General features: G+C 67.5%; 12 protein-coding genes and 1 pseudogene. 6 read left to right on the forward strand and 7 right to left on the reverse strand.

Annotated elements, in window-relative coordinates; all coding sequences use genetic code 11:
- Window positions 1-225: 225 nt before the first annotated feature.
- The 4 genes and pseudogenes from ACXAJT_RS02780 to arsB form a co-directional block, all read right to left on the reverse strand.
- Window positions 226-546: pseudogene (locus ACXAJT_RS02780) on the reverse strand (IS3 family transposase); the annotation flags it as partial.
- Window positions 547-591: 45 nt separating this feature from the next.
- Window positions 592-1,914 carry an MFS transporter gene (locus ACXAJT_RS02785; RefSeq protein WP_475232788.1) on the reverse strand — a complete coding sequence of 441 codons (1,323 nt, stop codon included), beginning with the start codon at window positions 1,912-1,914 and terminating at the stop codon, window positions 592-594.
- 49 nt (window positions 1,915-1,963) lie between these two features.
- Entirely contained in the window at window positions 1,964-2,686 is a 723-nt protein-coding gene (gene arsH / locus ACXAJT_RS02790; RefSeq protein ID WP_475233559.1) for an arsenical resistance protein ArsH, read from the reverse strand.
- Between the two features lie 20 nt (window positions 2,687-2,706).
- Window positions 2,707-3,756 (reverse strand): ACR3 family arsenite efflux transporter, encoded by a 1,050-nt coding sequence (arsB, locus tag ACXAJT_RS02795; RefSeq protein ID WP_475232790.1) that lies wholly within the window; start codon window positions 3,754-3,756, stop codon window positions 2,707-2,709.
- Between the two features lie 185 nt (window positions 3,757-3,941).
- On the opposite strand from arsB, the gene ACXAJT_RS02800 reads away from it, so the two are divergent.
- Window positions 3,942-4,277 (forward strand): ArsR/SmtB family transcription factor, encoded by a 336-nt coding sequence (locus tag ACXAJT_RS02800; RefSeq protein ID WP_475232793.1) that lies wholly within the window; start codon window positions 3,942-3,944, stop codon window positions 4,275-4,277.
- 15 nt (window positions 4,278-4,292) lie between these two features.
- On the opposite strand, the gene ACXAJT_RS02805 is transcribed toward ACXAJT_RS02800, so the two are convergent.
- Window positions 4,293-5,303, reverse strand: coding sequence for a helix-turn-helix domain-containing protein (locus ACXAJT_RS02805; RefSeq protein ID WP_475232795.1), 1,011 nt, complete (start codon window positions 5,301-5,303; stop codon window positions 4,293-4,295).
- A gap of 397 nt (window positions 5,304-5,700) precedes the next feature.
- On the opposite strand from ACXAJT_RS02805, the gene ACXAJT_RS02810 reads away from it, so the two are divergent.
- Together ACXAJT_RS02810 and eutC are read left to right on the forward strand one after the other, a co-directional pair.
- Entirely contained in the window at window positions 5,701-7,086 is a 1,386-nt protein-coding gene (locus ACXAJT_RS02810) for an ethanolamine ammonia-lyase subunit EutB (RefSeq protein ID WP_475232797.1), read from the forward strand.
- A complete protein-coding gene (gene eutC, locus ACXAJT_RS02815) occupies window positions 7,083-7,871 on the forward strand; it encodes an ethanolamine ammonia-lyase subunit EutC (RefSeq protein WP_475232799.1) in 789 nt (262 codons plus the stop codon). Before ACXAJT_RS02810 ends, eutC begins: the two co-directional genes overlap by 4 nt.
- A 60-nt stretch (window positions 7,872-7,931) precedes the next feature.
- Here eutC and ACXAJT_RS02820 read toward each other — a convergent pair whose 3' ends face one another.
- The gene (locus ACXAJT_RS02820; protein ID WP_475232801.1) at window positions 7,932-9,335 is read right to left on the reverse strand and encodes a tannase/feruloyl esterase family alpha/beta hydrolase; all 1,404 of its coding nucleotides are present in this window, start codon (window positions 9,333-9,335) and stop codon (window positions 7,932-7,934) included.
- Between the two features lie 330 nt (window positions 9,336-9,665).
- Between ACXAJT_RS02820 and ACXAJT_RS02825 the strand changes: the two genes are divergently transcribed.
- The 3 genes from ACXAJT_RS02825 to ACXAJT_RS02835 all read left to right on the forward strand — a co-directional run bounded on the left by ACXAJT_RS02825 (window position 9,666) and on the right by ACXAJT_RS02835 (window position 13,423).
- Window positions 9,666-10,739, forward strand: coding sequence for a YcjF family protein (locus ACXAJT_RS02825; RefSeq protein WP_475232803.1), 1,074 nt, complete (start codon window positions 9,666-9,668; stop codon window positions 10,737-10,739).
- A complete protein-coding gene (locus tag ACXAJT_RS02830) occupies window positions 10,726-12,300 on the forward strand; it encodes a GTPase family protein (protein WP_475232805.1) in 1,575 nt (524 codons plus the stop codon). Before ACXAJT_RS02825 ends, ACXAJT_RS02830 begins: the two co-directional genes overlap by 14 nt.
- A gap of 160 nt (window positions 12,301-12,460) precedes the next feature.
- The gene (locus ACXAJT_RS02835; RefSeq protein ID WP_475232807.1) at window positions 12,461-13,423 is read left to right on the forward strand and encodes a Gfo/Idh/MocA family protein; all 963 of its coding nucleotides are present in this window, start codon (window positions 12,461-12,463) and stop codon (window positions 13,421-13,423) included.
- Window positions 13,424-13,464: 41 nt separating this feature from the next.
- Here ACXAJT_RS02835 and ACXAJT_RS02840 read toward each other — a convergent pair whose 3' ends face one another.
- Window positions 13,465-14,322 carry a Rossmann-fold NAD(P)-binding domain-containing protein gene (locus ACXAJT_RS02840; protein WP_475232809.1) on the reverse strand — a complete coding sequence of 286 codons (858 nt, stop codon included), beginning with the start codon at window positions 14,320-14,322 and terminating at the stop codon, window positions 13,465-13,467.
- Window positions 14,323-14,464 lie beyond the last annotated feature (142 nt).

Here is a 14,464-nt window from a genome sequence, read left to right on the forward strand (position 1 = left end):
GTCCGACATAGTATCGTTCCATTTCCACTCTCCTCTTCCGTGGTTCCAGAGAACCGCCAGAGAGCGCGGGGGATCAATTACTCCGAGTGATGTCCGCGCACCAGGCCTGTTTCGGGCGCTCGATCACCAAATCTCTGAGGAGACGAGCCATGTGCGCCATTGGTTCAAGCAGTCGCCCGAGAGGCGCCATCAGTTCGAGCCCTATGGGCGACGGCGAGTGATACTTGCGGTGCTCCGGGGAGGCACCGTCGTGCGCGGCCGCTGATAGACAGCGCGCAGGCCCATCCTCGCCATCAGCCGCCGGATGCGCTTGCGCCCGACGCAGTAGCCCTGATTGCGCAGGTGCCTCGCCATCTGACAGCTGCCGTAGAACGGCGTCTCCATGAACTGCGCATCGATCAGCTTCATCAGCGCCAGGTTCAGCGGTGTCTCAGTCCTGCCTGGCCCATACCACGCTGACCGGCTGATCCCGATCAACGCGCATTGCCGGGTGATCGACAGCACCGCGTGCCTGGGATCGGTCAACTCTCGCCTCCGGGACAGGCTCACCGTCCGTTCGCCAGCGGGCTCGAACCGGTGGCCTGAGCCGCGTCATCCCCCCGCGCGCAGGCGGTGGATCAGCACCAGCAGAACCGTCAGCGCGAGAATCGCTGCAGCCAAGGCCACGCACAGGGCCAGATCATAACCGCCCAGACGCCACAGCACGGCGCCCGCCTGCGGTGACACCGAGGCGACGATCAGGAACGGCACCGCCATGAACCCCGCGATCATTCCGAAGGCGCGGCGGCCCAGCACCTCGGCCATGACCACCGGCTTGAGGATGCTGACAAGGCCGAAGCTGGCCCCGAAAAGCAGCGCAAAGGCAAAGCCCGCCAAGGGCGCCGCGGGCACGATGAACAGCAGCACCACGATGGCGCAGGCGATCCCCGCAAATGAGTTCGCTGCCACCTTCAGCCCCGACGCCCTGTGCCCCGCCAGCATCAGCGCCAGTCGCCCCAGCACCTGCATCGGTCCGAACATCGAGGCCGCTAGCACCGCCTGCCCAAGGCTGAGACCTCGGCCCGTCAGGATCGGCATGATGTGGGTCAGCACCAGCGCATAGGCCAGACCGATCAGCGAGAAGGCGACGAGGATCAGCCAGAACTCGGGTCGCGCACGGGCCGCGACAAAGGCCGCGCGATCCTCGGCCCGTCGTTCCGGCGTGCGACTGCCTTCGGGGCAACATTCCAGCATCGTCGCGCCGGCGAACATCGCCGGCAGCCCGATCAGCAGCACGACCCCGGCAAAACACAGCACCGCGCCGCGCCAGCCAAGGGCTTCGGCCAAAAAGGCACCCGAAGGATAGGCCAGTGTCGAGGCAAACCCCGCCACCAGCGTGATCCGGGTGATGTTGCTGCGTGCCCTCTCATGGGTGGTGCGCGTGACAAAGGAAAAGCACGGCTCGTAGAGGCAACAGCCTTCGGCCACGCCCAGCCCGAGCCATGCAAGCACAAAGACCCAGTAGCTCTGTGCCGAAGCCAGCAGAAGCAACGACAGCGCCCCCAGCGCCATGCCGCCGCTCAGCAGCCAGCGGCCCCGGCCCTGATCCACCATGCGCCCGGCAAAGGGCGAAACCGCCGCGCCGGTCAGCGTGGCGCACATGAAGGCAAGCGTGAACCAGCCCTTGCCGACCTCCGGACCAAACGGCTGTGCCCTCTCCCATGCCAGCAGCAGCGCTGCGAAGATGTAGTAGAGCGCGCCATAGCCCACCGTCGCGCCCACACCCAAGAGCCAGATCGCCAGCCGCTCGGCGCGCTCTGGTCGGCGCTGCGCGTAGCCATGCGGGTCGAGCCCGAGCACGCGCCACGCCCGGTCGATGCCATCCGCGACCCGGCTCAGCCCGCCCTCGATGCGACCGCCCTTCTCTGGGCTCATACGTCCGCCAACGCCCGGCATCTCTGGCCCGCTTGCTGCACGCCTCCACTCACTCCGACGCCGCAGCCTTCGACTGGTTCACCCGCTTCGACAGTTCGGCATGGCTTTCCACCCGTTCCGAGTAGCGGTCGACGAGGTGCTCTTTGATGTCGCGGGTCAGCCAGGTGAATTTCACCAACTCCTCCATCACATCGACGATGCGGTTGTAATAGGGCGAGGGCTTCATCCGCCCTGCCTCGTCAAACTCGTCCCACGCCTTGGCCACCGAGGATTGGTTGGGAATGGTCAGCAGCCGCATCCAGCGCCCCAGAATGCGCAGCTGGTTCACCGTGTTGAACGATTGCGAGCCACCGCAGACCTGCATCACCGCCAGCGTCTTGCCCTGCGTCGGGCGCACCGAGCCGAGCGAGAGCGGGATCCAGTCGATCTGGCTCTTCATCACCGAGGTCATCGAGCCGTGCCGCTCGGGCGAAGACCAGACCATGCCCTCGCACCACGTCACCAGATCGCGCAGTTCGGCGACCTTGGGATGGTCCGGCCCGGTGGTGTCGGTCTGCGGCAGATCGCGCGGGTCATAGATGCGCACTTCGGCACCGAAGGTTTCGAGGATACGCCCGGCGTCCTCTGCGGCAAAGCGCGAGAAACTGCGCTCGCGCAGCGAACCGTAGAGGATGAGGATGCGTGGCTTGTGCGTACTGCGCGCCGCGGGGAACAGCGCCTCCGGGTCGATCGGTTGAAAGCACTCGGCGGAGAGGTTGGGCGTGTCGGGCATGGCGGTCTCCTTGGTCATCGTCAGTGCGCCTGCGGAAAGCGTGCGCGGGTGCGATTGGCGAAGGCCACAAGCGAGAGCATCACCGGCACTTCGACCAGCACGCCGACCACGGTGGCAAGCGCCGCGCCGGAGTTGAGGCCGAAGAGGCTGATCGCCACGGCCACCGCAAGCTCGAAGAAGTTCGAGGTGCCGATCATCGCGCAGGGTGCGGCGATGCGGTGCGGCACCTTGAGGGCATAGGCCGCGCCATAGGCCAGCGCGAAGATACCGTAGCTCTGGATCAGGATCGGCACGGCGATCAGCGCGATCACCAGCGGCTTGGCGAGGATCACCTCGCCCTGCAGGCCAAAGAGGATGGCGACCGTGGCAATGAGGCCGATCATCGAGAGCGGCTTGATCTTCGCGGTGAACGCGTCGATTGCCGCCTGCGAGCCCAGCAGCCTCCGCGTTGCAAGCCCGGCCAGCAACGGCAGCAGCACGTAAAGCACCGTGGCCAGAACCAGCGTGTTCCACGGCACGGCAATCTCGGTCACCCCAAGCAGGAAGGCGACGATGGGCGCAAACGCCACCACCATGATCAGATCATTCACCGAGACCTGCACCAGTGTGTATGTGGCGTCACCGCGCGTCAGCTGCGACCAGACAAAGACCATTGCCGTGCAGGGGGCCGCCCCCAGCAGGATCAGCCCGGCGATATATTGCGCGGCGTCCTCGGGGGCGATCCACGGCGCAAAGATATGCTCGAAGAAAAGCACCGCCAGCAGCGCCATGGTGAAGGGCTTGACCAGCCAGTTCACCACCAGCGTCACCAGCAAGCCCTTGGGCTGACGCGCGACCCCGGCGACCGCGCCGAAATCAACACCCACCATCATCGGATAGACCATCGCCCAGATCAGCACCGCGACCACGAGGTTGATCGAGGCAACCTCGGCCCCGGCGATGGCCTGCACCAACCCCGGCGCCAGAAGACCAAGGACGATGCCCCCCACCATGGCCAGCGCCACCCAGAGAGACAGCAGGCGTTCGAAGCGGCCCATGGGTTCGTGCTCTGGGACTGTTGTGTCGCTCATGTCTCAGCTTTCTTTGATCCGTGTCGCGCGGCGCGGGCGCCCTGCGTGGTCTGTCCAGCGCAGATGACACTTTAGGTTTCGCGTAGGCAGTCTTAGCCTTCATTTCGGAAATACCCGAATTGAATATCGGGGTACGTAGCCGCCCGCCGCTTGTCAAGCTTCGTCATTTCGGGCATTGACGAAACATGAAGCAGGATGACGCCATCGACGCCTTTGCCGCGCTCGCGCATGAAACCCGGCTCGCGGCCTTCCGGCTGCTGGTGCGCGAAGGCCCGGAAGGTGTGCCCGCGCTGGAGATTGCGCGACGCCTGAATGCCAAGCCGTCAACCCTTTCTGGGCATCTGGCGATCCTCAAGCGTGCGGGGCTGGTCAACGCCACCCGCAGGCAGAAGGAAATCCTCTACGCCCCGAACTTTCGCTCGGTGGATGCGCTGGTGCAGTTCCTGCTTGAAGACTGCTGCGGCGGCGATGCCAAGGCCTGCGGCATCGCCCTGCCCGCCGCCTGCGGGTCCCCCGACTAAGCCGGGCGCGCCGCCTCACCCATCCCCGGCCTTGCCTCGCAGGGTCGACGACGGCAATTCGCCGAACAGCGTCCGGTAATCGCGTGAGAACCGCCCGAAGTGCCAGAAGCCGGAGGCGGTTGCCGCCTCCGTCACAGCAGCGCCCTGCCGGATCATCCGTCGCGCCTTGTTGAGACGCAGCGCGCGCATATAAGCGACCGGCCGCAGGCCCAGTTCCTGCTCAAACGCGTATTGCAAGGTGCGCCGGCTGATGCCGATGCGCCGGCACAGCAGGTCGATGTTGAGCACTTCCTCGGGGTCGGCACCATCTACCGCGTCGCGCACCTCCGATATCACAGACATCCGCCGCGCCGCCGTTGCCGCGCGCTCGCCCTCGGGCTGCATGGTTCCGGTGGGCGCTTCGGACAACAGGCAACTGCGCAGCTGCTGCGCGAGATCGCCGGTCAACGCCGCCACCTGCCCGTCTGACACCGGCCTATCCGACGACACCCCCGCAGCAAGCGCGGTGTCGCTGATCAAGGTCTCTGCAAAGAAGTGCCGCAGCCCGGCAAACGCTTCAGCCCCCACGCTCAGCAGCCGAGCCCGCCCCAGCCGGGCCTTGATCCGTGCCGCCGCCGCCTCCCCGAGACCGCTCAGCAGCAGGCTGCGCGGGATCACCGCCACCGCGATGTCGAGCCCCTCGGGCGTGTAAAATTCGAACCCGTCGCGCCCCGAGAAAAGATGCACCTGCTTGCCGCCGCACCGCGCGCCGCAGAAACGCGCCGGGCCGCGCATGCCGAGCGGCACGCCCACCGCCACCATCTCTTCGCTCAGGTGACCGACCTGCAGCAGCGAATGGCTGGTCACCTCGCGGAAGAAATATGCGCGTGGCAGGTGCGCCTCCACCAGCGCGCCGCGAAAGGCCCCGCCCGAGAGTTGGCTGTAGTTCTGGTTCCAGCCCGGCAGCAGCGCCGATTGCTCGTCAATGTCCGAGGTCTGGCGAAGGCGGGCACTGGCCGGATGCGGAGGTGTGGGGCTTGGGACCATAAGGCAGTGGGTGCGCGGATCAGAAGAACATACGCGGGGTCTTGGCGCCGCGTTACGCGGCGCTAACCGAGGGACCGCCGGGCCGCAACGGGTGCCGCGCGCCGCGGCCCCGTCACACCTCGATCTTGCCTGAAAATGCCGCAAATGCCGCGGAAACGGGCGCACCGCGCAAGCAATGCCCCCTGCAGTCCGGCAACGCCGGCAAGTTTGCCAAAATCGGATAGTCAGACAGCCCTGCCCCTGCTTGAGCCACCCCAGATGTCGCCGCGGCGCGCAGGTCACGCGCCGCCCTCGACGGCCCCGCGCCGCCGCTCCCACGGCGGCAATGTGGTCGCCAGTGTAACCCCTGCCCGGCCTCCCAGCGGGATCGGCCGGACAGACAGACAAAGGAGGGTGCATGCCCCGTTTCTCTCATACGATCGCCGGTGAGGTGCATCGCTTCGACAGCCTCGCCGACCTCATGGCCAAGGCCACTCCTGCGCGCTCGGGCGATGCGCTGGCCGGCATTGCCGCCGCCGACGACGAGGTTCGTGCCGCAGCCCAGATGGCGCTGGCCGATCTGCCGCTGGCCACCTTCCTCAGCGAAGCAGTGGTGCCCTATGAGAGCGACGAGGTGACCCGGCTGATCCTCGACGGCCACGATGCCCGCGCCTTTCGCCCGGTGGCGGCGCTGACCGTCGGCGGCTTTCGCGATTGGCTGCTGTCGGACCTTGCCACCCCCGACGCGCTGCAGGCCCTGACGCCGGGACTTACGCCCGAGATGGTCGCCGCGGTCAGCAAGATCTGCCGCAATCAGGACCTCGTGCTGATCGCCCGCAAGGTGCCGGTGAAGACGGCTTTCCGCAACACCATCGGCCTGCCCGGGCGGCTCTCGACCCGGCTGCAGCCAAACCACCCCACCGACGATCCCGCAGGGATCGCCGCCTCGATCCTCGATGGGCTAATGTTCGGCAATGGCGACGCCGTGATCGGCATCAACCCGGCCTCGGACAGTCTTGCTGCCGCCGACCGGCTGCTGCGCATGCTCGACGAGGTGATCGCCCGCCACGACATTCCGACGCAAAGCTGCGTGCTCACCCATGTCACCAACTCGATCGAACTGATCCGCCGTGGCACACCGGTCGATCTGGTGTTCCAGTCCGTCGCGGGCACCGAAGCGGCCAACCGCAGCTTCGGCATCGACCTCGCGCTGCTGCGCGAAGGGCGCGAGGCAGCGCTGTCGCTGAAGCGGGGGACCGTGGGCGAGAACGTGATGTATCTCGAGACCGGTCAGGGTTCGGCGCTATCGGCCAACGCCCATCACGGTGTCGACCAGCAGACGCTGGAGGCCCGCACCTACGCCGTCGCCCGCATGTGCAAGCCGCTGTTGGTCAACACGGTCGTCGGCTTCATTGGGCCCGAGTATCTCTACGACGGGCGGCAGATCCTGCGCGCCGCGCTCGAGGATCACTTCTGCGGCAAATTGCTCGGACTGCCGATGGGCTGCGACATCTGCTACACCAACCACGCCGAAGCCGATCAGAACGATATGGACAACATCCTGACCATGCTGGGTGTTGCCGGCATCACCTTCATCATGGGCATTCCCGGCTCGGATGACGTGATGCTGAACTACCAGACCACCTCGTTCCACGACGCGCATTACCTGCGCAAAGCGCTGGACCTTTCCCCGGCGCCAGAGTTCGAGGACTGGCTGCACACCACCGGGCTGTTCGAGGCGGGGCATCTGACCGACCGCCTGCCCGCCGGCTTTGCCCGTGCCATCGAAAGGGGCGCGGCATGAGCGAGAAATCCATCACCCGCACGCCATGGGAAGCGTTGCGCGCGCTCACCCCGGCCCGCATTGCCCTTGGCCGCGCCGGCACCAGCCTGCCGACCGCGCCACACCTCGAGTTTCAACTGGCCCACGCCCGCGCCCGCAAGGCGGTGCATCTTGACCTCGACCGCGCGGCGCTGGCCAAGGAACTTGCGCCGCTGGGGCTGCAGACGCTGGAGCTGGAGAGCGCGGCAAACTCCCGCGCGATCTACCTGCAGCGTCCTGACTATGGGCGCCGCCTGTCTCGCGATGCCCGCGCCCGGCTGCCCGAAGGCGGCGAATGCGATCTGGCTATCGTGCTGGGTGACGGGCTTTCGGGCAGCGCGCTGACCAACAATGCCGCGCCGCTGCTGCAGGTTTTGAAGCCCGAGATCGACCGCCGCGGCTGGACGCTCGGTCCCGTCGCACTGGTGCGGCAGGCCCGTGTGGCCATCGGCGATGAGATCGGCGCGGCGCTCGGCGCGCGCATGGTGCTGGTGCTGATCGGCGAACGCCCGGGGCTAAGCTCACCCGACAGCCTTGGCGCGTATCTGACCTACGCGCCCTGCGTCGGCATGACCGACGAAAGCCGCAACTGCGTGTCCAACATCCGCGCCGCGGGACTGAGCTATGCCGAAGCGGCGCACAAGCTGCTCTACCTGATGGACGAGGCGCGGCGTCGGGGCCTGTCGGGCGTGGCGCTGAAGGACGAGGCCGAAACCCTCGCCACACCTGACCGCACGCGGGCCAATTTCCTGCTCGCAGGAGACTAGCTACAGGCCGTTTCAAATAGGCTGCCCGCCTGACGCGGCCACGGCGGGCAGCCCATCAAATCACTCTGCCGTCTCGGCCATGATCGTGCTCGGCGCGGTGCCGTCGTTGAGCCATGCTTCGAGCGGGGTCATCGGGTCGAGCGAGGCCCAGTTCACCCCGTCCGGCCCGGGCAGAATGCCGCAATGATCCAGCCCCGGCACCATGAAGAGCTTGACGTTCTCGGCCAGCGTCGTCTCGCCGCCCGCGGCCTCCGACGCCGCCGCGTACCATTCGACGGTCTTGTAGGGGGTCACGATGGCATCGGCCCAGCCGTGGTAGACGATCATCTTGCCGCCCGCCTCGCGGAAGGCCGACATGTCCGGGCTGTCGCCATTGTAGACCGAGGCGGCACGCGCCATGCGGGCCGGGTCCGTCTCGATATCGAAATCAAGCGGGGAATACGCGGCCCCCGGATCTTCGGCAAAGGCCATGTAGCGGGTGAAGCCGCCAGCAAAGCCCGAAACCAGCTTGCCCGCGCCTTCGGCATTGCCAGTGAGCCACAGCCACCAGAACGGCTCGGAGCCTTCCGGGATGCCGCCGGGATAGAGCTGTTCGCCCGATGCGTCACGCGGACCCTGCCGCCATTTCGCCAATGTCTCCAGTTGCGGCTCGGTCAGTCCGAGGCCGGAATAATCCACCTCGCAGGCGCGCGGATCGGCGATCAGCCCGTCTTCGGCGCCATCGGCCCCGTCGCATTGCTGCATCACCGCCTCACCGATCGTCGTCGCCTCGTCGGGGCCGAGAATCTGGCTGCCGTCCGCTGCGGTGTTGGCCTGAATGACCCAACTCATTGCCGTGCCGACAAGGCCCGGGTAATCCATCGCCGGGGCGCCCGAGATGATGCCGTCGAACATTTCGGGATAGCGCTGCGCCGCCACATGCGCCATGCGCCCGCCGGTGGAGCAGCCCTGAAAGATCGCTTGGCTCGATGGCGCACCATAAAAGGCGTCGATCATCGCCTGCGCGACGCGGTTGGTCTCACCGATCGAGCGCCAGCCCCAGTCGCGTTCGGCGTTCGGATTGCCCTGCGCCCAAGCGGCATCGGTGACGGAAAGCGCATGGTGGCCGCTGTCAGAGGTGGCGGTGGCATAGCCGCGCTCCAGCCCCGGGCGCATGGCGTTCACCCACGACTCGCCGCCATCCGCGCGGCCCAGAATGCCACAAAAGCCACCGCAGCCAGCCTGATAGAACTTGCCGTTCCAACCCGACATCGGCAGCCGCACCTCAATCGAGATGGCAGGCAGCGCGGTGGCGCGCACCTCGCAGTACTGCGGCAGCCCCTCGGGGCTGAGCACCCGTGCCGAGGTGACATATCCGCCCGGAAACACCGTGTCGCGCAGCGCGCTGCAGTCCTCGGGCGTTTGATCGGCATAACTGTAAGACGCACTGGCCAGCAGCGCCAGCGTCGCGGCTCTGAGTTTCATGGGGTCCTCCCTCGTTCTCCCGAGGGTAGAATTACCGGGGATGCCAATCGTCTCAAGAGTTTCTTGGGCTTGGCGCGCGGGGCTGCCGTATGGTCACGCCGCGCCGCATAGGCAAAACCATCGCGCACGGCGGATTTGCCTGCGCGCGTCGCGGTCTATGTTCTCTGCCGGGAGATAGGCACCGCGCCCACGCGGCGCGCAAGCCGGGACCACAGAGGTTGCGGTCGGCAGGCCTGCGATGCCATCGCCGACGCGCCATGTTGAACCGCGCGGCGTTTTGGCGGAACCTTCTCCAGTGGCACACAAAGCGAGCCGCGGAACGGACGGAAGATGCTGAACAAGATTCTCAGGCGCGCGACAGGCAAGACAGGCGACCAGACCGACGACCGGGTGCTGCCCGTGGTCTGGCTGCTGGGCAAGACCGGCGCGGGGAAATCCTCGCTGGTCTGCGCCCTGACCGAGCAGACCGATGCCGAGATCGGCAATGGCTTCCAGCCCTGCACCCGCTCGGCCCACAGCTACGACTTCCCGCCCGACCAGCCGCTGGTGCGTTTTCTCGACACCCGCGGGCTTGGTGAGGCAGGCTATGATCCCGCCGATGATCTGGAAGCCTGCCGAGATGCCAGCCATGTGCTGCTGGTGCTGTGCCGCCTCGATGATCCGGTGCAGGGCGAGGTGGCCGACGCGCTGCGCGACATCGCCGCGCACGACAAGGACATGCGCGCCATCCTGGTGCTGACCGGCAAGGATCTGATCCCCGAGCCAGAGGCCCGCGAGCGCGCCGAGCGTACCATCGCCGCGCAGATGAGCCGCGCCGCCCGGCACGAGATGCCGCGGGTCAGCCTGTCGCTGGCACCGGACGAAGCCACCGACACCGAAGGCCTCGACGCGCTGCGCCAGCACCTGCTCGACGCTCTGCCCGCCGCCGGGCTGCTGCTTGAAAAGACCCGCGCCAGCGATGCCGAGCAACTGGAGTTCCAGAAGCACAAGCGCTGCGTGCTGTCCTACGCCGGGGTGGCGCTGACCAGCGACATCGCCCCGGTGGTGGGCATGGTCGCCGTGCCGGTCACGCAGATGAAGATGCTGCACGAACTGGGCCTGCGCTACGGCATCAAATGGGACCGCAAGATCGCCGCCGCCTTTCTCAGCACCATGGGGCTGAGCGTTGGCGCGCGCTACGCCGCGAACTTCGGCCTGCGCGAACTGGCCAAGCTGATCCCGGTCTACGGACAGACCGTGGGCGCGGCCACCGCCGGCGCGATCAGCTTCGCCACGACCTATGCGCTCGGACGCGCGGCGGCCTATTTCCTCTACCGCACCGCGCAGGACAGCCCGCCCAGCGAAGAGGAGCTGCGCAAGGTCTACCAGCGCGCGTTCAAGAGGTCTTCGGATGAAGCTGACTGAGCGCCTGCGCCCCGCCCTGCTGCGCTGGGACCGCTTCGCCGCGGTGGCGGCGCTGGCCCTGCCCTTCGTCGCCGCGATGATCGCGGGCTTTGCGTGGATGATCGAACACGGCTGGCTGATCGAGTTCATCGTCGGCTCGATCTCTCTGGGCGGGCTGGTGGCGCTGATCCGTCTGATCCGCATCTGGCTCCGCTCCAAGGGGGCCGAGGACACGCCCCGCCCCGACCAGTTGCACGCACGGATCGACCCATCGTGGTCCGACCGCGAGATCGAAGCCTTCAAATCGGCGCAGCAGTTCGTCGCCCAGCAGACCAAAGCCGCGCTGCCATGGGATGCGCTGCAGCCGGTCGCGCAAGAGGTGGTCGAGCGTGTCGCCGCGGCCTCTGGCAAGGGCGACCGGGGGGTGCTGGATTTCACCGTGCCCGAGGCGCTGCTGCTGATTGACCGCGTGGCGGTGCGGCTGCGTTCCGACATCCGCGACAAGGTGCCCTTCTCGGACAGTATCTCGGTGGGCACGCTGCTGTGGCTGTGGGACCGGCGCGACGTGGCGATGAAGGTGAAAAAGCACGGTTGGAACGCGTGGCGGGTGATCCGCGCGGTGAAATCGCTGCCCACCGCCATCCTACGCGAGATCGAGGGGGTCATCGCCGAGGGGCATTCGTCCTTCGTCACCAGCGAGGGCACGGCGATCCTGCAGGCGCTGCTGCTCGAAGAGGTGGCGGCGGCTGCGGTGGAACTTTATTCCGGGCGCCTGAAATTCTCCGACTCCGAACTGCTCGATCTCGGCCTTGCCTCCAGCGAGCTTGACCGCGCGCGGCTGGCGGCCAGCGACATGCCTCTGCGCATCGCCGTGGCCGGGCAGATCAGCGCCGGCAAATCGAGCCTGATCAATGCGCTCATCGGCAGCGATCTGGCAGAGGTCGATGTGATCCCCACCACCGACGAGGCCCGCACCTACCCCACCGAATTCGACGGGGTGGAAAGCATGATGCTCGACATGCCCGGTCTCGACGGCTCTGCCAAACTGGCCAGCAAGGTCGCCGCAGAGCTTGCCCGCGCCGACCTGATCGTCTGGACCGTGCGCGCCAACCGCCCCGCCCGCGAGATCGACCGCAGCACAATCGCCGAGTTGCGCAGCCTCGTCTCGGCCGATCCGCGGCGGCGGATGCCGCCCGTTGTCGTCGCCATCTCCTGCATCGACGAATTGCTCGACGCTTGGCCGGTGCCCGAGGGGCATCTCGACGGCGACGCCATGCGCCGCGTGACCGATGTGGTCACAGCGGTGCAGACCGATATCGCCGATGCCCGCGTCACCGCCCACACCATCCCCGTGGTGCTGACCGAGCCGGACTGGAACGTCGACCGCCTGCGCGCCCGCATCGAAAGCCTGCTCGGCCCGGCGCTCGACACCCAGCGCAACCGCCTGCGCATCGAGGGCAAGACCAGCGGCGTGAGACAGGAAGCAGGCCGCGCCGGACGCGGGCTGCGCGGCGCGTTCACCGCCTTTGGCCGCAAGTACACCCATGGCGGTGAGCCGGCGGACGAGGACCCGAAGTCCTAGAATATCCCGCCTCCTCCGGTGCTTGCCGAGCCGCTTGGCAGCGGCAGACGCGTGGTCATGCGACGTTTTCCCCTACCCGCCGCCGTGCCCGCGTGCGAGGTAAGGGCGCCGCGGCCCCGGGCAACGCGGCAGGCAGCCAGAGGCAGGAAGAGGAACGGACATGGCAGTGACGACGGCAATCATCGGTCTGGGCATCATGGGACGGCGGATGCTGGAGCACATGCAACTGCACGAGGGCTACAGCGTCACCGCGATGTGGGATCCCTCCGCCGAGGCCTGCGCGGCGGCGCAGCAGATGGCCCCAGAGGTTCCGATCAGCGACACCCCCGAAGCGGCCATTGCCGCCGCCGATCTGATTTATCTCGCCTGCCCGCCGGTGCCGCGCATGGCCTATGCACTGGCGGCGGCCTCTGCGGGCAAGGCTGTCTTCCTTGAAAAGCCGCTTGGCGTCGACGTGGCCGCGAGCGAGGACCTTGTGGCACGGCTCGAGGCAAGCGGCGTGCCCGCCGCGGTGAACTTCACTCAGGCCGCGGGCGAGGCGCTGAGCAACATCTCGGGCGCGGCGCAGACGGGCAAGATGGGCGATCTGGTCGGGGTCGATATGGTTGTCACCTATGCTGCGTGGCCGCGCGCATGGCAGCGGGCGGCGGACTGGCTGCGCTTCCGCGACGAGGGCGGCATGACCCGTGAGGTGCTGTCGCACTTCCTGTTCTTCAGCCAGCGCATCTTGGGGCCGCTGTCGGTGGTCTGGGCGCATCCGAGCTACCCCGACGATCCGGCGCTGTGCGAAACCGCGTTGCTGGCGCGTCTGCAGAATGCCGATGGCCTGCCCGTGTCGATCCTCGCCAGCGTCGGCGGCGCGCAGGAGGACCGGCAGGAGTTCACCGTGAAAGGCAGCACGGCCAGCCACCGGGTGTCGAATTTCTCGGATGAAGCCGTCTCTGTCGGCGAGGCGTTCATCCCGGTGGCGCCAAGCCCTGCGGACCCGCGCGCCGTGGCGCTACGGGCGCAACTGGACGATCTGTTGCTTTGCGTCGCCGGACAGCCGCACCGGCTCGCCACCCCGCGCGAAGCGCTGCAGGTGCAGCGGCTGGTAGAGGAAATGCTGAACGGCGCCGCGTGACGTGTCGGCCTCCGCGCCACCATCACCAGCAGCGCGGGGGCTCACACTTTGGCGGGCAAATGGCCGGCGAGGACATCGGCAAAGCTTGTCCGCTCGAACCCCGGCAGCGCCGCCTCGAACGCAGACCCGTCCAGCCAATGCGGATGCGCAAACAGATAGCGCATCTCGCCAAGCTCCCGCGCAAGCTCCCAGACCGGCGCGGCTAGCCGCAGCGCCCCCCATGGAAAGCGCGCGATGCGCAGGTCTTGCCCGGTTTGCCGGGTGATCTCCTCGGCCATCTGCGTCAGGCTGAAGCAATGCCCCGGGAAGGGAATATCCGCAAAGACCGGCAGGTCATCCCTGCGTGACAGCGCCGCCGCAGCGCGGGCAAGATCGGGCAGATAGGCGTAGGCCCGCGGCACCTCCGGTGGCCCGAGCGCCGTGATCCGCCCGCGATCCAGATGCTTGAGCATCACCCGTCCCATCATCAGCCCCGGTTTCGCGCCGTCAATGAAATCCCCCGCCCGCAGGATCGTCACCGGCAGACCAGAGCCGCGCCACGCGGCCTCCATCTCGGCCCGCACCCGCCCCTTGCGGCTGCAGGGCCGATGCGGCGTTTCGGCGGACCATGGTGCGGGCTGCTGGCCAAAGACATAGACGTTTCCGGGAACAAGCACCCGCGCTCCGCTGGCGCGCGCGGCGCGCATCGCCAGTTCGGTGATCTTCGGGATCTGCCGCGCCCAATCGTGGTAGTTGGGCGGGTTCATCGCGTTGACGATCAGCGCCGCCCCCTGCGCCGCGCGCGCCGGATCGTCGCCGCGGCGAAAGCGCCGGACCTCCCAGCCGTCGTCGGCGAAAGCGCGTGCGAAGGCGCTGCCGGAATGACCCGAGGCGCCGAGGATGAGAACGCTGCGTTGCATGAGGCCTCCCGTGCTGGACGGTCCCAGCTTCCCACGGAAAACCGTTCAGGAGGATTGCGAAAATCAGCAGGCGGGCCCCGCGTCAGGGCATGGATCGCCGAGATGCCGGGTGCGCCCGCGGGGGGCATCGCGGCACGTCAGC

Source organism: Salipiger sp. ABF4_146, assembly GCF_056161345.1.